24 protein-coding genes are annotated in these 21,293 nt (G+C 70.9%); 7 read left to right on the top strand and 17 right to left on the bottom strand.

Translation table 11 applies throughout. The annotated features are described in order from the left end of the window. Nucleotides 1-23: 23 nt before the first annotated feature. From IEY12_RS09390 to hemB, 7 genes are all read right to left on the bottom strand, one after another. On the bottom strand, nucleotides 24-770 hold the full coding sequence (locus tag IEY12_RS09390; protein WP_188883090.1) for a uroporphyrinogen-III synthase: 747 nt from the start codon (nucleotides 768-770) through the stop codon (nucleotides 24-26). Next, entirely contained in the window at nucleotides 767-1,522 is a 756-nt protein-coding gene (gene cobA, locus IEY12_RS09385) for a uroporphyrinogen-III C-methyltransferase (protein WP_188883088.1), read from the bottom strand. Before cobA ends, IEY12_RS09390 begins: the two co-directional genes overlap by 4 nt. After that, complete coding sequence (gene hemC / locus IEY12_RS09380; RefSeq protein WP_188883086.1) at nucleotides 1,519-2,631, bottom strand: hydroxymethylbilane synthase; 1,113 nt, start codon at nucleotides 2,629-2,631, stop codon at nucleotides 1,519-1,521. Before hemC ends, cobA begins: the two co-directional genes overlap by 4 nt. 45 nt (nucleotides 2,632-2,676) lie before the next feature. Further along, nucleotides 2,677-3,951, bottom strand: coding sequence for a glutamate-1-semialdehyde 2,1-aminomutase (gene hemL / locus IEY12_RS09375; RefSeq protein WP_188883084.1), 1,275 nt, complete (start codon nucleotides 3,949-3,951; stop codon nucleotides 2,677-2,679). A gap of 77 nt (nucleotides 3,952-4,028) precedes the next feature. Then, complete coding sequence (locus IEY12_RS09370) at nucleotides 4,029-5,687, bottom strand: ammonium transporter (RefSeq protein WP_188883082.1); 1,659 nt, start codon at nucleotides 5,685-5,687, stop codon at nucleotides 4,029-4,031. 600 nt (nucleotides 5,688-6,287) lie between these two features. Next, a complete protein-coding gene (locus tag IEY12_RS15705; protein ID WP_188883080.1) occupies nucleotides 6,288-8,105 on the bottom strand; it encodes an ammonium transporter in 1,818 nt (605 codons plus the stop codon). A 314-nt stretch (nucleotides 8,106-8,419) separates the two neighbouring features. Then, on the bottom strand, nucleotides 8,420-9,451 hold the full coding sequence (gene hemB / locus IEY12_RS09360) for a porphobilinogen synthase (RefSeq protein WP_188883076.1): 1,032 nt from the start codon (nucleotides 9,449-9,451) through the stop codon (nucleotides 8,420-8,422). Between the two features lie 132 nt (nucleotides 9,452-9,583). On the opposite strand from hemB, the gene IEY12_RS09355 reads away from it, so the two are divergent. Both IEY12_RS09355 and IEY12_RS09350 read left to right on the top strand, forming a co-directional pair. Further along, a complete protein-coding gene (locus tag IEY12_RS09355) occupies nucleotides 9,584-9,958 on the top strand; it encodes a hypothetical protein (RefSeq protein ID WP_188883074.1) in 375 nt (124 codons plus the stop codon). 62 nt (nucleotides 9,959-10,020) lie between these two features. Then, nucleotides 10,021-11,283: an MFS transporter gene (locus IEY12_RS09350; protein ID WP_188883073.1), complete on the top strand. Its 1,263-nt coding sequence runs from the start codon at nucleotides 10,021-10,023 to the stop codon at nucleotides 11,281-11,283. 162 nt (nucleotides 11,284-11,445) lie between these two features. On the opposite strand, the gene IEY12_RS09345 is transcribed toward IEY12_RS09350, so the two are convergent. The 3 genes from IEY12_RS09345 to IEY12_RS09335 are packed head-to-tail and all read right to left on the bottom strand — an operon-like array spanning nucleotide 11,446 to nucleotide 13,442. Then, complete coding sequence (locus IEY12_RS09345; protein ID WP_188883069.1) at nucleotides 11,446-12,153, bottom strand: energy-coupling factor transporter transmembrane component T family protein; 708 nt, start codon at nucleotides 12,151-12,153, stop codon at nucleotides 11,446-11,448. After that, complete coding sequence (locus IEY12_RS09340) at nucleotides 12,147-12,848, bottom strand: energy-coupling factor ABC transporter ATP-binding protein (RefSeq protein ID WP_188883065.1); 702 nt, start codon at nucleotides 12,846-12,848, stop codon at nucleotides 12,147-12,149. The genes IEY12_RS09345 and IEY12_RS09340 overlap by 7 nt, the downstream gene beginning before the upstream one ends. 12 nt (nucleotides 12,849-12,860) lie before the next feature. Further along, entirely contained in the window at nucleotides 12,861-13,442 is a 582-nt protein-coding gene (locus IEY12_RS09335; RefSeq protein ID WP_188883058.1) for a biotin transporter BioY, read from the bottom strand. Between the two features lie 101 nt (nucleotides 13,443-13,543). Between IEY12_RS09335 and IEY12_RS09330 the strand changes: the two genes are divergently transcribed. Continuing rightward, nucleotides 13,544-14,143 (top strand): conditioned medium-induced protein 4, encoded by a 600-nt coding sequence (locus tag IEY12_RS09330; protein WP_188883055.1) that lies wholly within the window; start codon nucleotides 13,544-13,546, stop codon nucleotides 14,141-14,143. A 64-nt stretch (nucleotides 14,144-14,207) separates the two neighbouring features. Here the strand turns inward: IEY12_RS09330 and IEY12_RS09325 are convergent, their stop codons facing one another. After that, nucleotides 14,208-14,414 (bottom strand): hypothetical protein, encoded by a 207-nt coding sequence (locus IEY12_RS09325; protein WP_188883053.1) that lies wholly within the window; start codon nucleotides 14,412-14,414, stop codon nucleotides 14,208-14,210. 75 nt (nucleotides 14,415-14,489) lie between these two features. On the opposite strand from IEY12_RS09325, the gene IEY12_RS09320 reads away from it, so the two are divergent. Further along, entirely contained in the window at nucleotides 14,490-15,137 is a 648-nt protein-coding gene (locus tag IEY12_RS09320) for a CRISPR-associated protein Cas4 (protein ID WP_188883052.1), read from the top strand. On the opposite strand, the gene IEY12_RS09315 is transcribed toward IEY12_RS09320, so the two are convergent. Genes IEY12_RS09315 through IEY12_RS09305 form a run of 3 tightly spaced genes read right to left on the bottom strand, consistent with a single transcriptional unit; the run spans nucleotide 15,134 to nucleotide 16,529 of the window. Then, nucleotides 15,134-15,727, bottom strand: a complete 594-nt coding sequence (locus IEY12_RS09315; RefSeq protein WP_188883048.1) for an L-threonylcarbamoyladenylate synthase — start codon at nucleotides 15,725-15,727, stop codon at nucleotides 15,134-15,136. The genes IEY12_RS09320 and IEY12_RS09315 overlap by 4 nt on opposite strands. Beyond that, on the bottom strand, nucleotides 15,724-16,236 hold the full coding sequence (locus tag IEY12_RS09310) for a redoxin domain-containing protein (protein ID WP_188883039.1): 513 nt from the start codon (nucleotides 16,234-16,236) through the stop codon (nucleotides 15,724-15,726). Before IEY12_RS09310 ends, IEY12_RS09315 begins: the two co-directional genes overlap by 4 nt. Next, nucleotides 16,233-16,529: a glutathione S-transferase N-terminal domain-containing protein gene (locus IEY12_RS09305; protein ID WP_188883035.1), complete on the bottom strand. Its 297-nt coding sequence runs from the start codon at nucleotides 16,527-16,529 to the stop codon at nucleotides 16,233-16,235. The genes IEY12_RS09310 and IEY12_RS09305 overlap by 4 nt, the downstream gene beginning before the upstream one ends. A 148-nt stretch (nucleotides 16,530-16,677) precedes the next feature. Between IEY12_RS09305 and IEY12_RS09300 the strand changes: the two genes are divergently transcribed. After that, nucleotides 16,678-18,033 carry a hemolysin family protein gene (locus tag IEY12_RS09300; protein WP_188883031.1) on the top strand — a complete coding sequence of 452 codons (1,356 nt, stop codon included), beginning with the start codon at nucleotides 16,678-16,680 and terminating at the stop codon, nucleotides 18,031-18,033. Here the strand turns inward: IEY12_RS09300 and IEY12_RS09295 are convergent. The 3 genes from IEY12_RS09295 to IEY12_RS09285 form a co-directional block, all read right to left on the bottom strand. Next, nucleotides 18,026-19,219, bottom strand: coding sequence for an inorganic phosphate transporter (locus tag IEY12_RS09295; protein ID WP_188883029.1), 1,194 nt, complete (start codon nucleotides 19,217-19,219; stop codon nucleotides 18,026-18,028). The genes IEY12_RS09300 and IEY12_RS09295 overlap by 8 nt on opposite strands. A 41-nt stretch (nucleotides 19,220-19,260) precedes the next feature. Then, entirely contained in the window at nucleotides 19,261-19,950 is a 690-nt protein-coding gene (locus tag IEY12_RS09290) for a DUF5828 family protein (RefSeq protein ID WP_188883028.1), read from the bottom strand. A 67-nt stretch (nucleotides 19,951-20,017) separates the two neighbouring features. Further along, a complete protein-coding gene (locus IEY12_RS09285) occupies nucleotides 20,018-20,227 on the bottom strand; it encodes a DUF8007 family protein (RefSeq protein WP_188883026.1) in 210 nt (69 codons plus the stop codon). A gap of 90 nt (nucleotides 20,228-20,317) precedes the next feature. On the opposite strand from IEY12_RS09285, the gene IEY12_RS09280 reads away from it, so the two are divergent. Together IEY12_RS09280 and IEY12_RS09275 are read left to right on the top strand one after the other, a co-directional pair. Further along, entirely contained in the window at nucleotides 20,318-20,689 is a 372-nt protein-coding gene (locus tag IEY12_RS09280) for a cupin domain-containing protein (protein WP_188883024.1), read from the top strand. After that, the gene (locus tag IEY12_RS09275; protein WP_188883022.1) at nucleotides 20,682-21,293 is read left to right on the top strand and encodes a DUF8052 family protein; all 612 of its coding nucleotides are present in this window, start codon (nucleotides 20,682-20,684) and stop codon (nucleotides 21,291-21,293) included. The genes IEY12_RS09280 and IEY12_RS09275 overlap by 8 nt, the downstream gene beginning before the upstream one ends.

The raw sequence follows: 21,293 nt of genomic DNA, 5'->3' as shown, positions 1-21,293 counted from the left end.
TAAACTCCCGTACTCGCGACGACCTACTCGTGATAGCTCGGCGCGGCGTCCTCGACGACAGCGGTCGCGAGCGCGTCGAAGGAGGCCTCTGCGGGGACGATGTCCACCTCGATGCCGTGGCGCTCGGCCGTCCGGCGCGTCGGGTCGCCGATACAGCCCACGACGGCGTCGTTCAGTCCCGCGATGGCGGCCTCGCGGACGCCGCGCGCCGTCGCCGCCTCGAGGAAGTGCTCGACGGTGAGCGAGGACGTGAACAGCGCGGCCTCCAGTTCGCCGGCGGCCGCCCGCTCCGTCGACGCGCCCGCCGCGTTCGGGCGGACGAGCCGATACAGCACCGTCTCGTGGACGTACGCGCCCGCGTCCTCGAGGCCGTCGGTGAGCACGTCGGAGCCGTGGTCGGAGCGCGCTACCTCGACGCGCGCGCCGTCGACGTCGGCTTCGAGCGCGTCCACGAGGCCCGCGCTCGAGTACTCCTCGGGGACGCGGTCAACGGCGTAACCCGCCTCGCGCAGCGCCTCGGCGGTGCTCTCGCCGATGGCGCAGACGGCCGTCCCGCCCGCGTCCCATCCGGCGTCCGCCGCGAGTTCGACGCCGGTCTTGCTCGTCAGAACCGCGTAGTCGGCGTCCTCACGGGGCGTTCTGTCGGTGGGTTCGACGGCCAGCATCGCGTCCGGCACCGGTTCGGCGCCGAGCGATTCGAGCAACTCGGCGGCGTCCGCGAGCCGCCCGTCGTCCGGCCGGAAGACGGCCGCCCGGACACGCTGGCTCATCGGAGGTACGCCTCCAGCCGGTCGCGGACGGCCGCGACGTCGCCGATGACGGTTATCGCCGGCGGCTCGATGCCGACCTCGTCGCGGACGTCGACGATGGTGTCGAGGGTGCCGGCCGCGACGCGCTGGCCGGGCCGCGTCCCCTTCTCGATGAGCGCGACCGGCGTCTCGGGGGCCATGCCGGCCTCGCGGAGCTCGCGCGTGTAGTCCGGGAGTTTGCCGACGCCCATCAGGACGACGATGGTCCCGCCGGTCTCGGCGAGCGCGCCCCAGTCGACGCTCGACTCCGCCTTCGTCGGGTCCTCGTGGCCGGTGACGAACGTCACGGAGGAGGCGTGTTCGCGGTGTGTGACGGGGATGCCGGCGACGCCCGGCGCGGCGACCGGCGACGTCACGCCCGGCACCACCTCGAAGGGGACGCCGTGCTCGGCGAGGTACTCGGCTTCCTCGCCGCCGCGTCCGAAGACGAACGGGTCGCCGCCCTTCAGTCGCACCACGCTCTTCCCCGCCTCCGCGTACGCGACGAGCCGCTCGTTGATCTCGGCTTGCGAGGTGCGCTCGCCGCCCGCGCGCTTCCCGACGTCCTCGCCGCGCTCCTCCGGGATGCGCTCGAGTATCTCCGGGCCGGGGAGCTTGTCGTGGAGGACGACGTCCGCGCTCTCCAAGAGGTCGCGGGCCTTCACGGTGAGGAGGTCGGGGTCGCCGGGGCCGCTCCCGACGAGGTAGACCGTCCCGGGCTCGGCGTCCGTCATCGCTTCGCCTCCGCGATGAGGTCGGCGGCGCCCGCCTCCGCGAGGTCGTCGGCGAACGTCCGCGCCTCGCGCGCGTAGTCGTCGAGGCCGAGTTCGCGCGTCTCCGTCACGGCCTCCGACCCGTCCGCCGAGTAGACTTGGACGTCCGTGCGGACGACCTCGCCCTTCAGGAAGGCGTGGACGCCGATCGGCGCGATGCAGCCGCCGCCGAGTTCCTCGAGGACGATGCGCTCGGCCGTCGTCTCGACGCGCGAGCGCGGGTGGTCGAGCGCCTTCTGGATGCGCTCGGCCACCTCGGTCCCCTCGCGCGCCGTCACCGCGAGCGCGCCCTGCCCGGGCGCGGGGACGTGCTCGTTCGTCGCGAGGTCGACGAGGTCGACGCTGTGCGCGAGCCCGGAGCGCTCGAGGCCGGCGCGCGCGAGCACGATCGCGTCGTACGCCGTCTCGGCCTCGCGACCCATCGCCTGCTTCTCGAGTTCGGAGCGGTCCGCGAACCACTCCTCGACGGTGCGCTCGTACTCGCGGGTCGCCTCGTCGGGGTCCGCGTCCGGCTGGTTCTCGTAGCGCGCGCGCTGCTCCTGGTAGGCCTCCTCGGCCTCGGTGCGCGCCTCGTGCTCGGCCTGCAGGTGGACGGCGAGCAGTTTCTCGATGCGGGTGTCGACGTTCCCGCGGAGGTCGGCCACCTCGAGGTCGGGGCGACGCGACTTCACCTGCGCGCGCCGGCGCAGACTCGACGTGCCGACGACCGCACCCGCCTCGAGCTCGTCGAGGGTCGTCCCCTCGGGCGTCACGAGGACGTCGCCCGCGCTCGCGCGCCGAGGCACGGCGGCGACCACGAGGTCGTCGGGCATCTCCGTCGGGACGTCCTTCATCGAGTGGACGGCGGCGTCGACGTCGCCCTCGAGCACGCGCTCGTCGAGCGCGCGGACGAACGCACCGGTCTTCCCGAGGTCGGCGATGCGCTCGTCGGTGATGCGGTCGCCCTCGGTTTCGACCTCCACGAGGTCGACGTCGTGGCGGCGTTCCTCGAGCGCGGCCTGGATCTCGCCCGCCTGCCGAAGGGCCAGCGACGACCCCCGCGTCGCCAGCCTGATGGACTCGTCTCGCATACCGTACCCTCGGTATCGCGACTTGAAACCCCCTTCGGACCCAGTCTAGAGGGCGTCGCGGTAGGCCTCGATGGTCTCCTCGACGTCGGCCGTCGTGTGCGCGTGGGAGACGAACTGGGACTCGAACTGGTTCTGCGAGAGCATGACGCCCGCCTCGAGCATCTGCGGGCGGAAGACGCGGTTCCAGCGCGCGACGTTCGCGCGCCCGACGTCCGCGCCGTTGCGCGGTTTCCGGCCGTCGCGCGTGAAGACGACCTTGAACAGCGAGTCCGTCCCGACGACGCTGTACTCGGGCGCGCGCTCGGCGACGACGTCGCGCAGGCCGTCGCGCAACCGCTCGCCAAGGTCGTTCACGTGCTCGTAGACGTCGTTCTCGGCGGCGTAGGTGAGCGTCTCGAGGCCGGCCGCCATCGTGACCGGATGCCCGGAGAACGTCCCGGATTGGAAGACGTCCCCGGCGGGCGTGAGCTCCTCCATGATCTCGGTCCTCCCGCCGATGGCGCCGACGGGGAAGCCGCCGCCGACGACCTTCCCGAACGTCGTCAGGTCGGGGTCGATGCCGTACTTCCCCTGCGCGCAGGAGAGCCCGCCGACCCGGAAGCCCGTGATGACCTCGTCGAAGACGAGGAGGGCGCCGTGGTCCTCCGTGAGGTCGCGCAGCGTCTCGTGGTAGCCCTCGCGCGGTTCGACGATGCCCTTGTTCGCGAGGATGGGCTCGACGAGCACCGCCGCGATCTCGTCGCCGTGCTCCTCGAAGACCTCCGTGACCGCCGCCTCGTCGTTGAACGGCACGGGGATGGTGTGCTCGGCGAACGACGCGGGGATGCCCGGCGAGGACGGCGAGGCGTCGTCGGCGTCGCCCTCGACGAGCGTGGACTCCTGTGCGCCGTGGTAGCCGCCCTGCATGACGACGACCTTGTCGCGGCCCGTGTAGCCGCGCGCGAGGCGCACCGCCGAGACGGTGGCTTCGGTGCCGGAGTTGACGAAGCGCACCATCTCGACGCTCGGGACGTGGCGCGCGATGAACTCGGCGTGCTCGACCTCGACTTCGGTCGGCATCCCGTACATCGGGCCCTCGCTCACGCGTCGCTGGACGGCGGACTCGACGGGCTCCGGGAGGTCGTGGCCGAGGAGGAGCGGGCCGAGCCCCATCACCCAGTCCACGTACTTGTTCCCGTCCGCGTCGACGACTCGGCCCGCGTCGCCCTTCCGCACGAACGTCGGATACGGCTGTGGGGCCGCCCGGACGGAGGAGTTCACGCCGCCCGGGAGCACGCCGAGCGCCCGGTCGTAGAGGTCACGCGAGGTGTCGCGGTTCATACTCCGAGTTCCCGCCGCCAGCGGGAAAGTAGTTACTGAGCCGGCGTATCGGTGGCAGACGGCGGACGGATCGCCGTCTAGACGGCCTCGGTGCCGGTCTTCCCGGTGCGGATCTGCGTGGCCTCGGAGACCGGGAGGACGAACACCTTCCCGTCGCCCTTCTTGCCGGTCTTCGCGCCGTGACGGATGGCGTCAATGACGTCCCGCGTGGGCGTGTCCGCGACGACGCACTCGACCTTCACCTTCTGGTGGAGGTCGACGACGTACTCCTCGCCGCGCCACTGGCCGGTCGTCGAGGGCTGACTCCCCCGTCCGGAGACGTCCGTGACGGTGAGCGACGGCGCGCCGACCTCGGCGAGCTCCTGCTTCACCTCGCCGAGACGGTCCGGGCGGATGTACGCCATCACGAGCTCGATGTCGCTCGCCGGGCGTCCGCCGTCCGGGACGGTGCCGCCGTCGGGGAGGCTCGCGCGGTCGCTGTCGCCGAACTCGGGGTAGGTCTCGACGCCGTGCGCGGCGACGTCGAGGCCGGTCCGCTCGGTGTCCGCGTCGACGCGCGCCCAGTTCACGGCCTTTGCGACCGTGAAGAGCGCGGCGGTGATGGCGGCGCTCACGGCGACGATGACGGCGACGCCGAAGACCTGCACGCCGAGCGTGCGAAGCGAGAACGCGTTCACCGTGACGAACGGCAGGCCGAACGCGACCGTCCCGAGCATCCCGGCGGTGCCGTGGACGGGGAAGACCGCGCAGACGTCGTCGACCTTGAGGCGGTGCTCGACGAACGAGAAGACGACGGGGAGCTGTGCACCGGCGACGAGGCCGACGAGCACGGCGCCCGGCCACGTTGCGGCGTCCGCGATGGGCGTGACGCCGACGAGGCCGGCGAGCAGGCCGTTCGCGAGGAAGAGTGTGTCGAGCTTCTCCGTCCGGTACCACGCGACGAGGCCGGCGCCGACGCCGCCGAGCGCCATGCCGAGCGTGGTGTTGAGCGCGACGCGCCCGACGGTCGCGAAGTTCGCGAGCACGAGCTGGCCGTCCTGCACCGCGAACACCTTCACGGCGGTGCCGACATTGAAGCCGTACCAGCCGAAGCAGAGGATGAGCGTGCCGAGGACGGCGAGCGTGATGGAGTGGCCGGGCATCACGTTCGGCGTGCCGTCCGGGCCGTAGCGGTCGCGGCGCGGGCCGATGAGGTAGGCGCCGACGAGCGCGGAGATGCCGCCGAGCGCGTGGATGACGGCGCCGCCCGCGAAGTCGTGAAAGCCCATACCGGCGAGCCAGCCGCCCGACCAGACGAGGCCGTCGGCGACCGGGTAGACGAGGCCCGCGATGACGGCGGTGTAGAGGACGTACATCCGGGGGCGGGTGCGGCCGGCGACGGCGCCGGAAACGACGTTCGCGGCGGCGATGGCGAAGACGCCGCCGAAGAGCCAGTTCACCCACGCGTTCGGGTCGCTCGGCGCGTAGACGCTCGCGAACGCCCCGCCGACGTCGAGCCCCCCGGCGCCGGTGAGTTCGCCGACGACGGTGGCGACGGCGGCGCCGACGGCGAAGTAGACGAGGATGCCGACGACGAGCGTGATGATCGTCTGCGTGAGCTGGTTCGCGACGTTCTTCGCGCGGACCTGCCCGGCTTCGAGCATGGCGAAGCCGGCCTTCATGAAGAAGATGAGGAACGTCACGAGGAGCAACCAGACGAGGTTGACCCCGGTGGCGATGGTGGTCAGTTCGCTCATACGCCTCCCTCCGTGTCGGTGTTCCCGGTCGGTTCGTACTCAGTCACGACAGGTGGCAAGGAATCCTCCGATAAAAGCCCTAGCTTAAAAGTCCCCCTCCATACTCGAATCTGTTGTACGAACGTCCGATACGACAGGATATATAGTGTGTATAAGGACGTAATTCGTCGAGAAGAGAGCGCAAGCGTTGCCCGATCGGTTGACGAACGTCTACCGGTCTCGGGCGCCACAGCGAACCGAAACGCGGCGCGCGCCGGGCGCGCGCCACGCACCACACGGATGGCCAGCGGTAGTGACTGAGTACGACGGACGGTGGTCGCCGGCCGGAACCACGAACGACTCAGGACGCGACTACCACCCCCCGGGCACGCGCTCGCTCGCGCCGCCGCGCGGCGGGCGCTCGCGTCTCCGCGGCCCCGACATCCGCTCGGGTCCGCGTCGTCTGGCCGTGGCCCGTACCGACACCGCGGCGGTCGGCGACGCTCGCGGCGGTCGCGCTCCGGGCGCCGGTCGAGCGGTCGGTCGCCACCGCGACGTCGGGGGTCACGCTCAGACCCCGTCGGACGGTCACCGGCCGATGCGTCCGTACGCGCACGGTCCTCAGACCGCCTCCGGGCCGGTCTTGCCGGTGCGGATCTGGAGGGCGTCCTCGACGTCGATGATGAACACCTTCCCGTCACCGGGCTCGCCGGTCTGTGCGCCCTCTTGGATGGCTTCCGCGACGTCGTGCGCGTCGATGTCGGCGACGACGCACTCGATCTTCACCTTCTGGTGGAGGTCGACGACGTACTCCTCGCCGCGCCACTGCTCCGTCGTCGAGGGCTGACTGCCGCGCCCCGAGACGTTCGTGACGGTGAGCGAGGGCGCGCCGACCTCGGCGAGCGTCTGCTTCACCTCACCGAGGCGGTCCGGGCGGATGACCGCCATGACCATCTTGATGTCGCCGTCCTCGATTTCCAGCCCCTCTTCGCCACCGTCCGTGCGAATCTCGTGCGTGTCCATGTCCTCGCCACCGTCCGTGCGAACCTCGTGGTCGTCGACGTCGACGCCGCCGTCGGTGCGGACCTCGCGGTCCTCGCCGCCGTCCGTGCGGACGCCGTAGGTCTGGTCCCGCCCGCCGTCCGCGACGACGCCCTCGTCGACGAACTCGGGGTAGGCTTCGATGCCGTGCTCGCCGCGGTCGAGGCCGAGTTCCTCCTCGTCCTCGTCGACGCGGAGGCCCCAGATGCCGTCCGCGATCTTCAGCGCGACGTAGGTCGTCACGACCGTCCAGACGGTGATGACGAGGACGCCGGCGATCTGCATGACGAGTTGGCTGGCGCCGAAGCCGTCAGCGGCGAACACGGGGATGAGGATGGTGCCGAGCGCACCCGCGCTCCCGTGGACCGCGAAGACGCCACAGACGTCGTCGATCTTGAGGTTCTCGACGATCCAGTGGTAGACGAGCGGCGCCTGAATGCCGCCGAGCAGGCCGATGATGACCGCACCCCACCAGGTGACGTGCGCGCAGGCGCCCGTGATGGCGACGAGGCCGGCGAGCAGGCCGTTCGCCGCGAACAGCGGGTCCGGCTTGCCTTCGCGGAGGGTCGTGACGATGGTCGACCCGATCGCGCCGACGCCCATCGCGAGCGTCGTGTTCAGCGCGACGCGGCCGAGTGCGGCGCTGTTGAACGTCACGCCCTCGAGCGTCGTCGCGTTCGCGGACACCGAGAGGATGCCCTGCGTCCCGACGTTGAAGCCGTACCAGCCGAACGCGAGGATGAACGTCCCGATGACGGCGAAGACGACCGAGTGTCCGGGTATCGGGCGCGGGTTGCCCTCGCTGTCGAAGCGCCCGCGACGCGGGCCGACCATGTACGCCGCGACGAGGCCGGCGACGCCGCCGAGCATGTGGACGACGGTCGCGCCCGCGAAGTCCTCGTAGCCGGCGCCGATGAGCTGTCCGAGGAACCCGCCCGCGGAGAGCAGGCCGCCGCTCCACGCGAACCCGCCGATGACCGGGTAGATGACCGCGGTCAGGCAGATGGCGAGGAAGACGTACGCGGAGAACTTGATGCGCTCCGCGACGGCGCCGGAGACGATGGTCGCCGCCGTCATGGCGAAGACGGCGCCGAAGAGCCAGCCGACCGCGCTCCCCGGGTCACCGATGTACGCGAACGCGTCGGCGATGCTGAGGGGCGTGCTCGCGTTCGTCAGCTGGCCGGCGATGGCGTAGACGCCCTGCCCGACGACGAAGAACACGAAGACGCCGAGCGCCCAGTCCATCATGTTCTTCATTACGACGTTCCCGGCGTTCTTCGCGCGGACCTGTCCGGCTTCGAGGAGCGCGAAGCCCGGCTGCATGAAGAAGATCAGGAAGCAGACGACGAGCGTCCAGACCGTGTTGACGCTGTTGACGAGGTCGATGATGCTGGCCATTTACGACACCTCCACCTCGGAACCGCACTCAATTAGACGTTCGTTTACCGAAATTGCTGGATTGCGTGAAACCATCGTGGTGATCTACGAGAGAAGTGCATGCAACGGCTATACATAATCCTTTGGTTTACAAAAGTCTAATACTGTGTGTTTAGTTGGTCGTATGGCCACTATACATTCGTATACTACGTGTTTAAGGTCGTAATATGCCCAGACGGTTGGTGAATATTTCCACCAAACCGTCCGGATGTAGTGTCGGGAAACCGCCACTACTGCCGGTTCGAGGGCGCGCGACGTATCGCGTGGGGCGGTCCCTAGAGGCGCGGCGCCAGATCCTCCGCGAAGTAAGTGAGGATCAGGTCGGCGCCCGCGCGCTTGATCGAGAGCAGCGACTCGTGGGCGGCCGCCTCGACGTCGAGCCATCCCTTCTCGTCCGCCGCGTGGAGCATCGCGTACTCCCCGGAGACGTTGTACGCCGCCACCGGCAGGTCGAACTCCCGGCGGACGTCGGCCACGACGTCGAGGTAGGGGAGCGCCGGCTTCACCATCAGCACGTCCGCGCCCTCCTCGACGTCGAGACCCGCCTCCGTCATCGCCTCCCGTCGGTTCGCCGGGTCCATCTGGTAGTGCCGCCGGTCGCCGAACGACGGCGCGCCGTCCGCGGCGTCCCTGAACGGCCCGTAGAACGCCGACTCGTACTTCACCGCGTACGCCATGACCGGGAGGTCCCCGTATCCCGCGTCGTCGAGCGCCCCGCGAATCGCGCCGACCTGCCCGTCCGCCATCGCCGACGGCGCCACCATGTCGGCGCCCGCCTCCGCGTGCGAGACCGCCGTGCGCGCGAGCAGTTCGAGCGTCTCGTCGTTCTGCACCGTCAGCCCCTCGCCCGCGCCCGCGTCGCCCTCGGGACTCGGGTCGGAGCCCAGCGCCTCCCAGCGCTCCCGCGCGTCGCTCGTGAGCACCCCGCAGTGGCCGTGCTCGGTGTACTCGCAGAGACAGACGTCCGTGATGACGTAGGCGTCCGTCTCCGCCGTGATCCGCCGGACGGCCTCCTGTACGACGCCGTCGCTCGCCCACGCGCGGGACCCGCGCTCGTCCTTCGACTCGGGAATCCCGAACACCATCACCGCTTCGACGCCCGTCGCGAGTACTTCCTCGACGCGCGCCACCGCCTCCGAGAGCGGCACGCGCTCGTGGCCGGGCATCGACTCGATGGCCACGCGCTCCTCCGCCGTCGCGTCCACGAAGACGGGCGCGATGAGGTCCGACGGGTCCAGCGACGTCTCGCTCACGAGTCCCCGCACACCGTCCCGGCGGAGTCGCCGGGGCCGTCGCGTCTGCTCCATACGCACGGCTTGGGCGGCCGCTCGCTTAGGACTCCCGGAGGCGGCACGAGCCGGTTCTATATCGCGATATTCGATTTATGTTGCCGCGTCGAGCGGGCAACCTTATATGCTACAGACTCACACGCATTCGTGATGACCGCCATCGCGCTCGACGTCACGGGCGACTGGGGTGAGGGCCTCCTGCACGCGTACTACGCGAGCCAGCAGGAGAAGAAACGGCGTCTGCGCCCCGACGAGGAGTGGCGTGACCCCGCGGCCACACCGGGCTTCCTCCTCGCCCTCGAGTACCTCGGGGAGCGCCCGTACGTCGAGGCGCTCGTCCCCGCGTGTGTCGACGCCTGCCTCGACGCGTACGACGGCACCGTCACCGGCGACGCCCTCGACGACCTCGCGGCCGACCTCCGCGCGGCCGCCCCCGACGGGGACGCCTTCGACGTCGAGACCGGTCCCCTCGCCGTCTGCGAGTTCGCTCGCGAAGAAGGGCACGCCGTCGAGCTCCGCGACTAGGTCGCGGTAGCCCACGGGGGGAGGCGAAACCCGTTTTACCCCGCTCGTGATGGGAGTGAGACGTGACCGACCCCACCACGGAGCGACGCGACCAGTTCCTCGCGCTCTACCTCGTTCGGTTCGCGGGGAGTTTCGGCCTCGCGACGCTCGCGATCCTCCTCCCGCAGTACGTCAACCAACTGAACCCATCCGGGCTGATGACCGGCCTCTTCTACACGGGGTTCACCGCCGCCCAGTTCGTCGCCGTCGTCCCGCTCGCGTGGGCGGGCGACCGCTACGACAAACGCCTCGTCCTCCTCGGCTGCCTCGGACTCGGCGTCGCCGTCTACGCGCTCTTCACACTGGTCGCGACGCCTCCCGCCCTTGTCGGCGTCCGCGCCCTCCAAGGCGTCGCCGCCACCGGCATCGGCCTCCTGACGCTCTCGCTCGTCGGCGAACTCGCGACGCCCGAGACACGTGCCTCCCTCATCGGGAAGTCGAACGCCGCGCGCTTCGCCGCCGCCATCGCCGCCTACCTCAGCGCCGGCGGCCTCTACCAGCTCTTCGGCTTCGAGCCCGTCTTCTGGCTGCTCGTCGCGCTCTACGCCGTCACCTTCCTCGCCGTCGCGCTCGTCCTCACCCCCGACACCACCGTCGTCCGGGGCTTCCCGTTCTCCGGACTCGCGCTCAATCGACGCATCCTCACGCTCACCTCCTTTCGCGCCCAGTACGCCGTCGCCGTCACCCTCGTCCGCTCGTGGGTGCCGCTGTTCGCCGGCGTCACCGCCGCACAGGGTGGTCTCGGGATGGCGACGCTCGCGGTCAGCTTCGTCCTCATCGCGGAGAAACTCGCGAACCTCGTCTTCCAGCCCTACACCGGTCGGCTCTCCGACGCACACGGTCGCGCGCGCTTCGTCTTCGTCGGCGGCGGCGTCTACGGCCTCGTCGCGCTCGCCGTCCCGTTCACGCCCGGTGTCGGCGCCGCGCTCGGCCTCCCCGAGACGATCCCCTACGTCGGCTACGTGTCCGCCGCGTTCGTCCCGCTCGTCCTCCTGAACGGCCTGCTCGGCGTCGCGGACGCCTTCCGAGAGCCCGCGAGCATGGCGCTCTTCGCCGACGAGGGCAGCAGCGACGATTCGGGTGGCGTGGCCTCGAGCTTCGGCATCCGGGACCTCGTCTGGCGTCCCGGAAGCGTCCTCGCGCCCGTCGTCGGCGGCTGGCTCATGGGCGCCTACGGGATGGACGCCGTCTTCTACCTCGGCGGGGCCGCCGCCGTCTCCGGCGTCCTCACCTTCGTCGCCATCCTCGTGCGCGCCCACGGTCGCGGGGCGCTCGCGGAGTGGTAACCGCGGCAACGAGCGACAGCGAGGCGCCGCGACGACGCGAGCGGCGTCAGCCGCGAACAACCGCGGCAACGAGCGACAGCGAGGCGCCGCGACGACGCGAGCGGCGTCAGCCGCGAACAACCGCGGCAACGAGCGACAGCGAGGCGCCGCGACCGAACGACCTCACCAGACGACGCCCGCCGCGACGAGCGCGCCCGCGACACAGAGGACGCCGTAATCGCCCCGAGCGAACGCGAGTGCGGGCGCCGTCGCGTTCCACGAGAGACAGCGCGCCCGCATCGCGAGCGAGAGCGCGTCCGCCCGGTCGAACGCGCGCTCGAGACTCCCGACCGCGAGGTGCGCGACGCGCTCGTCCACGCGGCGCTCGTCGCCGAGTCGCGCCCACGCCGCCTCGCGGAGCCGCCGGACGTCCGCCTGTAAGAGGGGCAGATAGCGGAAGACGAGTGCCACCCCGAGCCCGAGATAGCGCCCGGGCTTCCCGGGCACCACCGAAACGACGGCCGCGCGCGACTCCCGTGGCGACGTCGTCTTCACGTACGCCGCCGCGAGCGCGAGCAGGAGGAGGCTCCGATAGAGCGCGAGCGCCGGGTCGACGGCGGCCCCGAGCTCGAGCCACGGCGGGCCGACGCGGAGCGCTTCGAGGAGCGGCGCGACGACGAGGAACGGGAGGACGCCGCGATACTCCGCCAGCGTCTCGCGCGCGGCGAGCCGACAGCCGGCGAGCGCGGCCCAGCAGACGGCGGTGAGCGCGAGGAGCCACGCCGGCGTCGTGTGCGCGAGCGCGACGCCCGCGACGACCGCCTGAAACGCGAGCTTCGTCCGGGGGTCGAGGCGATGACCGAGCGACTCGCCCGGCGAATAGCTCAGCACGGCCGCCGAACCGGAACGCCATCGAGTCGCTCGACGGCGCGCGTGGGGGTATCGTCCACGATCACGTCGCCGTCCGCGAGCACGCAGAGGCGGTCGGCGCGCGCGAGCAGGTCGCGCAGGTCGTGCGTCACGACGACGACGCTCGTCCCCGACTCGTGGAGCGCGTCCAGCCTGTCGAGGACGCTCTCGCGAGCGGGCTGATCGAGGCCGGTGAACGGTTCGTCGAGCACGAGGTGGTCGGGGCGCATCGCGAGCGCGCCCGCGATGGCGACGCGCTCGCGCTCGCCACCGGAGAGCTCGTCGATGCGCTCGCTCTCCCGGCCCGCGAGGTTCACGGCGGCGAGCGCGTCGCGGACGCGGGCGTCGATATCCTCGCGTTCGAGGCCGAGGTTCTCCGGGCCGAACGCGACGTCCTCGCCGACCGTCGCCGCGACGAAGCCGTCGCGTGGCTCCTGAAAGACCATCCCGACCGCCGTCCGCGCCGCGACGAGGTCCGCCTGCACCCGCGTGCCGTTCACGCGCACCTCGCCGTCGTCGGCGTCGAGGAGGCCGTTCCAGTGGCGGACGAGCGTCGTCTTCCCGGATCCGTTCGCGCCCGCGAGCACGACGAACTCGCCGTCCGCGACGTCGAGGTCGACCTCGTCGAGCACCCGCACGTCGCCGTAGCGGTGGACGAGGCCGCGGGTCTCGATCATCGACGCGCCACCTCAGGCCGCCCGGAGCCGGTCGCTGCGCGCGGCGAGCACGGCGACGACGCCCTTCAGTATCTCGCCGGGAACGAACGGGACGGCGGCCGCCGTGACGGCCGCGACGAGGCCGACGCCGCCGAAGACGGCGTAGCCGACGGTGCCGAAGGCGTAGATGACGAGCGTCGCCGCGGCGAGGCCGACGGCGAGCCGCGAGAGCGGTATCTCATCCGTCGGCGTCAGACCGCCTCTCCCGTGCGCGACGTAGCCGAGGAGGCCGGCGGCGATCGGGTACGACCAGAGATAGCCTCCGAAGGGGCTGACGAGCGACCCGACGCCGCTCGCGCCGTACGCGTAGACGGGCGCGCCGACCGCGCCCGCGACGACGTAGAGCGCCATCGCCGCGAACCCCCACGTCGGCCCGAGGAAGACGCCCGCGAGGAAGACGCCGAGCACCTGCAGGGTGTAGGGGACGGGCGAGAGGGGTAGTTGGAAGCTCACGTACGCGAGCGCACCGGTCAGCGCGGCGAAGAGCGCCGAGCGGGCGACGTTCGTCACGACCTCGTCGCCCACGAGGGCGACGGATTCCGTGTCCGTGCTCATGTTCTGCCCTCTCCCGTCAACCACCTTCAAGACTAGTGGTTTACGAGCGTGTCAATCTTCCCAACAAGCCTATATGCGTCGGGGGGCCATGGCGGGACAATATGGACGAGAAGACCCAAGAACTCCGGGATATATTCATCGACGTCACGGACGGCGACACCGTGACCGAGACCCAAGAGGCCGGCCACGGGTCGCTCGCCACCGACGCCGAGATCGACGAGCGACTCCACGACGTCGTCGCGACGATGCGCGAGAAGCTCGACTTCGAGAGCGACCTCGACACGGAGACGCTCGTCCGCGTCGTTCGCGGGTTTTACGCCGGCGACACCGACGCCGAAATCGCCGCCGACCTCGACCGCCCCACCGAGGCCGTCACCGAGGCCCGCCGCGACCTCCACCTCGTGCAGGCCGACGTCGAGGACGCCCCCCTCGACCTCGACGCCCTCCGGCGCGCGATCGAGACCGGCGACCCGAGCGACGCCGACCTCGCCGACGAACTCGACGCCGACCCCGACACCGTCGCCGACTACCGCCGCGTCGCGCGCGTGCAGTCCGAGATCCGCGCCGTCAACGACCAGTACCGCAGCGAGTTCGAGGCCGTCCTCCAAGACCGCGAACTCGCCGAACGACTCACCACCGCCGCCCGAGAGGACGGCCTCGAAGACGCCACCGAGGGCCAGGAGACGAACACCAACCTCTAAGCCCTCGCGTCAGCCGGTCGCTCGCGCTTCGCCTTCTACCGGTCGACCGTGCCGCCCGACCGAATCACGACCCCGGTCCTCCGCTCCCGTCCTCGTCGGCCGCCGCCCGCCTCCACGTCGCGTAGAGACCGCCGCCGACGAGCAGTGCGACGGCGCCCGCGAGGCCCGCAGCGAGCAGCCCGGTCGGGTCCGGGGCGAACAGCGGCCCGAGCGCCGCGCCCGCGAACAGGCCGACGACGACGCAGACGACCGTCCGCACCGTTCCGTTCATACGCACACGTCCGTGGGCACCCGCCATAGTCCTTTACGCGAGCCTTCATCTAGGAGCGCGGGCCCACCCCGGTGCGTGCCCGACTACGTCACGTTCTCCGACCTCGCGACCGCCGCCTACTGCCCGCGCCAACTCTACTACCGGCGACGGGAGGACGCTCGCGGCCTCCCCGACTCCGTCGAGCGCGTCCGCGACCTCGCCGCCGAGTACCCGACGCTCGTCGAGGCGAGCGACACCGCCCTCGAGAGCATCGTTGCCCCCGACCCGGCCGAGTACCGCGCGCGCCTCGGCGCCGCCCTCGCGCGGTGGCCCGGCCTCGCCGCGCCCGCCGAGACGGACGTCCTCCTCACCGGGAAAGACTGCCGGGGCCGGGTCGCCAAGGTCCTCGCCGACCCGCTCGCGCCGACGCTCGTCTCGCCCGGTGACCCGCCGGAGCAGGGCGTCTGGGAGCCACAGAAAGTCCGCGCGGTCGCCGCCGCGAAAGCGCTCGCGTGGCGCGAACAGGCGCCGGTCGAGCGCGCGTACGTCGAGTACCCGCGCCACGGCGTCGTCCGCGCCGTGTCGATCACGACGCGCGCGAAAGCCGCCTATCGGCGCGTCCTCCGAACCGTCCGAACCATGGACGGGCCGCCCTCGCGCCTCGGTGACGACGCGCGCTGTCGGAACTGCGACTACCGCAGCGAGTGCGGCGTCCGCACGCGGACGCTCTCCTCGCTCCTCTAAGTGCTCGCCAGCCAGTCCTCGATGGCCTCGGCGTCCGCGCCACGGCGCAGGACCTCGTTCGCCGCGACGTCCACGACGGTGCTCTCCTCGCCGCCCGTCTCGCCGCTGTCGAGGACGACCGCGACCGCCTCGCGAAACGACGGGTCGAGGTCCGCGACGCGCCGCACGCTCCCCGTCCCGCTCCGGTTCGCGGACGTCGCCGTCACCGGCGCGGTTCGCTCGAGGAGCGCGAGCGCCGCCTCGTGGTCGGGCACGCGCACGCCGACGCGCTCGCGACCGCCTGTCAGGACGTCCGGGACGACATCGCGCTTCTCGCAGACCACGGTGACGGGCCCCGGGAGGAACTCGCGCATGAATCGCTCCTCGCGCTCGCTCGCGTGCACGTACTCGCTCGCGGCCTCGACGGACGGGACGCCGAGACTCATCGGCTTCTCGCGGGCGCGCCCCTTCGCCGCGTAGGCGCGCTCGACCGCGTCCGGGTCGAGCGCGTCCGCGCCGAGGCCGTACACCGTCTCCGTCGGGTAGACGACGAGGTCGCCGCGCTCGATGGCCGCAGCGGCCGCCGCGAGGGTGGCGTCGGTGACGCTCACAGTTCGGCGACCGCCCGCTCGACGTCGTCGTACTCCGGGAACGCCGGCCACTCGTCGGCGACCCACGCGTACGCGACGGTGCGGTCCGAGTCGAGGAGGAAGAGCGCGGGCCGGGGCTCGCTCACGCCCGTCATCCCGTCGAGGTCGTGACTGATGCCGTACGCCTCGGCGACGCCGTTCTGCGGGTCGCTGAAGAGGCGATAGCCCGCGTCGTCCAGTCCGCGCTCCTCGACCGTGGTCTTGTGCTCGTACGGCGTCGAGATCGAGAGGCCGACGACGCTCACGTCGCCGAGGTCGCGCTCCATGAGCTCCTGCCAGACGTACGTCGTCGGGAACGCGCCGTCCATCGGGTGGAAGACGAGGAGCACCGGCCCCTCGTCCGTGAGGTCCGAGAGCGCCGCGTCCTCCCAGAACTCGCCGTTCACGAGCGGGCGCGTGAAGTCCGGCGCCGTCTCGCCCACGTCCGGGTAGTCCGCCTCGGGGAGGTCGACGACGTCGAACTCCATCACGCCTCACCCCCGTCGCCGTAGGTGGTCTCGAGGTACTCGACGATGTTCGCGGACTCCGCCATCGCGACGCCGGTCTCCTCGTCGACGATCGCGGGCACCGTGCGCGCGCCGACGAGGCGCTTCACGACGTCGCGCTCCGAGTGGAGCGGTTCGACGAAGCGCGAGTGATAGTCGAGTCCGAGTTCCTCGAGCACTCGGACGACGCGCTCGCAGAACGGGCACGCCTGCAGGCGATACAGCGTGATGGGCGCGTCCTGACTCTCCGGGTTCGGTGGGGCACTCGTCGCGCTCATGCGTCGGGATTGGGTCGAACTCGGGGTAAACGCTTCGCCCCCGGCGCGACCGTACGGGAGTGGGGCGTCCCACGGTGCCGGAACGCACCGTCTCGCTTCCCGATGGAGAAACGCTTAATCCCCGTGGGACGGAACCCCACGGTACTGAATGGGCTTATCCGACTTCCTGCTCGCGGTGTCGCCGGCAGTGCTGGGTCTCGACACGCCGACCATAACCGCGATTGGGTTGGCCGCGCTCGCCGTCCTGATCGGCCTCTCGGCGTTCTTCTCGTCCGCCGAGATCGCGATGTTCTCGCTCGCCCGCCACCGCGTCGAGTCGCTCGCGGAGGAGGGCGTTCCCGGTGCCGACGCGGTGATGGAGCTGAAGAGCGACCCGCATCGCCTCCTCGTGACCATCCTCGTCGGGAACAACCTCGTGAACATCGCGATGTCCTCCATCGCGACCGGCCTCGCCGGCCTCTACCTCTCGCGCGGGCAGGCCGTCGTCGCGGCGACGCTCGGCATCACCGCCGTCGTCCTCCTCTTCGGCGAGTCCGGCCCGAAGTCCTACGCCGTCGAGCACACGGAGTCGTGGTCGCTCCGGGTCGCGCGCCCGCTCCAGTGGTCCGAGCGCTTCCTCCTCCCGCTCGTCGTGCTCTTCGACTACCTCACGCGGGTCGTGAACAGCATCACCGGCGGGCGCGCCGCCATCGAGTCCTCCTACGTCTCGCGCGACGAGATTCAGGAGATGATCCGCACCGGCGAGCGCGAGGGCGTCATCGAGGAGGACGAGCGCGAGATGCTCCAGCGCATCTTCCGGTTCAACAACACCATCGCGAAGGAGGTGATGACGCCGCGCCTCGACGTCGACGCCGTCTCCACGGAGGCGAGCCTCGAGGAGGCCATCGAGGCCTGCGTCCAGTCCGGCCACGAACTCCTCCCCGTCTACGAGGGGAGTCTCGACAACGTCGTCGGCATCGTCAGTCTGCGGGACCTCGTCCGCCAGTCCAACTACGGCGAGAGCGAGGGCGTCGACCTCGACGATCTGATGGAGCCGACGCTGCACGTCCCCGAGTCGAAGAACGTCGACGAACTCCTCCAGGAGATGCAGGAGGAGCGCGTCGGGATGGTCGTCGTCCTCGACGAGTTCGGCACGACTGAGGGGCTCATCACGACCGAGGACCTCATCGAGGAGATTGTCGGCGAGATACTCGAGGGCGAGGAGGAACGCCCCGTGACGTTCGTCGACGACGATACCCTCATCGTGCGCGGCGAGGTGAACGTCGACGAGGTGAACGAGGCGCTCGACATCGAACTCCCGGAGGGCGAGGAGTTCGAGACCATCGCGGGCTTCATCTTCAATCGCGCCGGCCGCCTCGTCGAGGTCGGCGAGACGTTCCGGTACGAGAACGTCGAGTTGCGCGCCGAGCAAGTGGAGAACACGCGCATCATGAAGGCGCGCGTGACGAAACTCGACGAGGAGCCCGAAGCCGACGAGGTCGACGAGACGCTCGAGTCTACGTGAGGCCGAGGGCGACGTCGGCCGCGTGGAAGACGGCGTAGCTCGCGGCGAGCGCGACGGCGAGCGACCCCACCCACGCGGCGACGGTCTTCAGCATCTTCTCGCGGCTGACGCCGCCCGCGCCCGTCCCGCCCGCGTAGCCGCCCCCGACGATGGCGGAGACGATGATCTCGTTGAAGGAGACGGGGACGCCGAAGAAGACGGCGGCCTGCGCGATGGCGAAGCTCGGGATGAGCGCGGCGATCGACCTGCGGGGACCGAGACTCGAGTAGTCCTGCGCGAGCGCCTTGATCATGCGCGGCGCGCCCGTCCAAGACCCCACGAGGAGGCCGAGGCCGCCGCCGACGAGGACGTACGTCGTCGGGACGCTGTCGCCGACGAGCGGGAGGAGCGGGCCGACCGCCAACCCCACTTGACTGCCGCCCGCGCTGAACGCGACGAGGGCGCCGAGCGCGAGGAGGAAGTGGCGGTTGCCCGCGTCGTTGTTCCGCGTGACGTCCCAGCGGACGACGGCAGCGACGCCGAGCGCGACGAGCGCGGTCGCGCCCACCGTCGCGGCCGTGCGCGGGAGCGACGGCAGCGTCCTCGCGAGCGTGGTCGCGAGCGACTGGCCGACGCCGGGCGGGCCGAGCAGGACGAAGTTCACGTTCGCGACGAGCGCGCCGACGAGCGCGGCGAGCGCGGGCACGAGGACGGCGTCCCGGTCGATCTCGCGAAGCGCGTACGCGGTGCCGAAGGAGGTGAACCCGCCGACGAACGGGACGAGCACCCAGAGCACCGCGATCTGGGTGTACTTCCCCCACGCGGGGTCGCCGCCCATCGCGAGCCCCGTCCCGACCACCGCGCCCGTGACGGTGAACGCGGTGGCGATCGGATAGCCCGTGAAGACGCCGACGGCGACGAGCGTCGCGGCGGTGAGGAGCGCGACGATGACGGCGACGGAGGTGAGCGTCGCGCCCGCGACGAGCCCCGCGCCGACGGTCTGCGAGACGTTCGCCCCTTGGAGGACGGCGCCCGCGAACCCGAGGATACCGACGTAGAAACCCGCGCGCATCACGGGGATGGCGTTCGCGCCGACGGCCGGCGCGAACGGCGTCGACCCGCTGGAGCCGGCGCCGATCGTCCACGCCATGAACATGCTGGCGAACGCCGCGACGACTAGCGTCGCGGCCGCGGCGACGGTGACCATTACTGTTGGCTCGACAGGTGGCGGGGAGAAAGGGCTGTCGGTCAGTTCGTGGTGTGTTTCGCTTCCTCGGCTTCCTCGGGTGCTTCGACTCCCTCGGCGGCCGACGCGGCGTCCGTCTCCTTCTCCGTGTCGACGTGCCAGCGCTCGACGTCGTCCTCGTACTCGTGGAGCACCTCTCGGACCTCGTCGCGGAGGTCGTCGTCGTTCACCTGCACCTCGAAGGCGAACTCGTCGGCCTCGCCGCGGACGCGCTGGACGTTCGCGGAGACGAGGTCGTTGTCGAAGTAGTAGGGCGCGACCTGCGTCATCACGCGCTTGTAGACGGTGTTCTCGACCTTCCGGAGCGCCCGCCGGCCGGCGGTGTCGGCGGCGCGCGCGACGTGGCCGATGGACTCGCCCCACTTCTCGACGGCGCCCTCGGTGTCGTCGTCCTCGAGTTTCTCGTAGGACTCGGTGAGGCGCTCGCCGGCGGTCTGGAGGTCGTCGTCGACGTCCTCGCCCTCGCGCTCGCCCTCGCCCTCGGCGACGCTGGCCTGCTCCGCCGTCTTCTCGTTGACGTCGGTGGTGAGGCGTTCGTGGGTCTTCGGTCGCCACTCGTCCCACTCCTCGTACTCGTCGCGATAGGGCTCGTCGGCCTCGACCTCCCGGAGCGCGGACGTGATGCGCTCGCCGTGCTCGACGACGTCGCCCCACGACCCGCGCTCGCGGAACCCGGAGATGTTCTCCTCCATCGCTTCGCACTCGCCTACGGCGTCGATCCCTTTACGTGTTGCCGGCCACCCGCTGACACACCGCGTGTTAGCGGCCGTAGGTGAGGCGTCTGCCGATGGCGTCGAGCCACGATTTCACGCGGCCGGCCGCGACGACGTGCGCGGAGACGGCACGGACGTCGTCCTCCTCGACCTCGATATGCCCGCCAGCGTAGGGGTCGGCGTCGACGCCGGCGGCGTCGACGACGGTGCTGGTCGCACAGCGCCCGCAGCGTTCGACGTCACTCCCGTCGCTCATATCCCCGGATAGGGTCGTCCGTCACCTATCTGTTTCGGCGTGCCAACACGGGACAACGACTATTTAGGGGCCGCCGGCCTCACCACACCCGTGAGCTACCACGTCATCGACCCCGAGGAGCTAGCGGCTACTCCCGACCGCCCCTGCGACCGCCGCCCCGTCGGCGAGGCCGCCGGCCTCGAGAACTTCGCGCTGAACGTCTACACCGCCCAACCGGGCGAGGAGGTCCCGCTCGCCTACCACTATCACGACGAACAGGAGGAGGCGTTCGTCGTCCTCGATGGCACGCTCACCGTCGAAACGCCGGAGCTCGACTACGCCGTCGAGGCGGGCGAGACGTTCGTCGCGGAACCCGGGAGCCCGCACCGCGCGCACGTCCCCGCAGACGCCCCCTCGGCCGCGCGGGTCGTCGCCGTCGGCGCGCCGGCCGTCGACGACGCCCATCCCTACGAGGATGCCTGAGGGACGCGATGCGCCCGAGGGAGTCGCGGACGCGGACGTCCCCGCGCGGCCCGAGTGGGAGGACGACTACCTCGACGAGGTGGCCGAGCGCCTCCAGTACTCCTTCGACCTCGAACGCGAGTTCGCGCTCGACGGCGGCGTCTGGGACCTCTACGGCGAGCTGAACCTCGAACGCCAGAAGTACTTCCTCCACCCCGCCATCTCCTACGGCCGCCACGACTCCGACGAACACCTCTTCGTGCGGCGTGCCGACGCCGTGTCCGTCGCCGACTTGGAGGCGCTCGTCGAGCGCGGTCACCGCCTCGCCGACGAGTGGATCGAGGCGAACGAACGACACTACAGCACCGAGTTCACGTTCGTCCTCGCCGCCCCCGAGATACCCGACGACGTTCGGGCGTTCGTCTCCGGGTTCCGCGAGCGCACCCTCCTCAAGTACGGCTACTTCGGCCACTACGAGGTGAACCTCGTCGCCGTCGCGCCCGAGCGCGAGGCGCTCGTCGCGAGCGAGGAGGCCGACGTCGCGGACGCCTTCCGGACGTGGCGCGCGCCCGAGGAGCGCGAGCGCGGTCTCTTCGGCCGCGTCGCCGACGCCATATTCGGCTGA

The organism is Halarchaeum grantii (assembly GCF_014647455.2).
Classification (GTDB): domain Archaea; phylum Halobacteriota; class Halobacteria; order Halobacteriales; family Halobacteriaceae; genus Halarchaeum; species Halarchaeum grantii.
The sequence above is the reverse complement of the archived record's forward strand: the minus strand, read 5'-3'. Positions and strand labels throughout refer to the sequence as shown.

Coding starts and splice junctions, on each gene's coding strand:
- IEY12_RS09305 (WP_188883035.1), bottom strand. CDS start 16,529: ATGAGCGCGACGAGTGCCCCACCGAACCCGGAGAGTCAGGACGCGCCC.
- IEY12_RS15705 (WP_188883080.1), bottom strand. CDS start 8,105: ATGGCCAGCATCATCGACCTCGTCAACAGCGTCAACACGGTCTGGACG.
- IEY12_RS09340 (WP_188883065.1), bottom strand. CDS start 12,848: ATGATCGAGACCCGCGGCCTCGTCCACCGCTACGGCGACGTGCGGGTG.
- IEY12_RS09325 (WP_188883053.1), bottom strand. CDS start 14,414: ATGAACGGAACGGTGCGGACGGTCGTCTGCGTCGTCGTCGGCCTGTTC.
- IEY12_RS09370 (WP_188883082.1), bottom strand. CDS start 5,687: ATGAGCGAACTGACCACCATCGCCACCGGGGTCAACCTCGTCTGGTTG.
- IEY12_RS09285 (WP_188883026.1), bottom strand. CDS start 20,227: ATGAGCGACGGGAGTGACGTCGAACGCTGCGGGCGCTGTGCGACCAGC.
- IEY12_RS09355 (WP_188883074.1), top strand. CDS start 9,584: ATGACCGCCATCGCGCTCGACGTCACGGGCGACTGGGGTGAGGGCCTC.
- IEY12_RS09300 (WP_188883031.1), top strand. CDS start 16,678: ATGGGCTTATCCGACTTCCTGCTCGCGGTGTCGCCGGCAGTGCTGGGT.
- hemB (WP_188883076.1), bottom strand. CDS start 9,451: ATGGAGCAGACGCGACGGCCCCGGCGACTCCGCCGGGACGGTGTGCGG.
- IEY12_RS09295 (WP_188883029.1), bottom strand. CDS start 19,219: ATGGTCACCGTCGCCGCGGCCGCGACGCTAGTCGTCGCGGCGTTCGCC.
- IEY12_RS09330 (WP_188883055.1), top strand. CDS start 13,544: ATGGACGAGAAGACCCAAGAACTCCGGGATATATTCATCGACGTCACG.
- IEY12_RS09290 (WP_188883028.1), bottom strand. CDS start 19,950: ATGGAGGAGAACATCTCCGGGTTCCGCGAGCGCGGGTCGTGGGGCGAC.
- cobA (WP_188883088.1), bottom strand. CDS start 1,522: ATGACGGACGCCGAGCCCGGGACGGTCTACCTCGTCGGGAGCGGCCCC.
- hemL (WP_188883084.1), bottom strand. CDS start 3,951: ATGAACCGCGACACCTCGCGTGACCTCTACGACCGGGCGCTCGGCGTG.
- IEY12_RS09390 (WP_188883090.1), bottom strand. CDS start 770: ATGAGCCAGCGTGTCCGGGCGGCCGTCTTCCGGCCGGACGACGGGCGG.
- IEY12_RS09335 (WP_188883058.1), bottom strand. CDS start 13,442: ATGAGCACGGACACGGAATCCGTCGCCCTCGTGGGCGACGAGGTCGTG.
- IEY12_RS09275 (WP_188883022.1), top strand. CDS start 20,682: ATGCCTGAGGGACGCGATGCGCCCGAGGGAGTCGCGGACGCGGACGTC.
- hemC (WP_188883086.1), bottom strand. CDS start 2,631: ATGCGAGACGAGTCCATCAGGCTGGCGACGCGGGGGTCGTCGCTGGCC.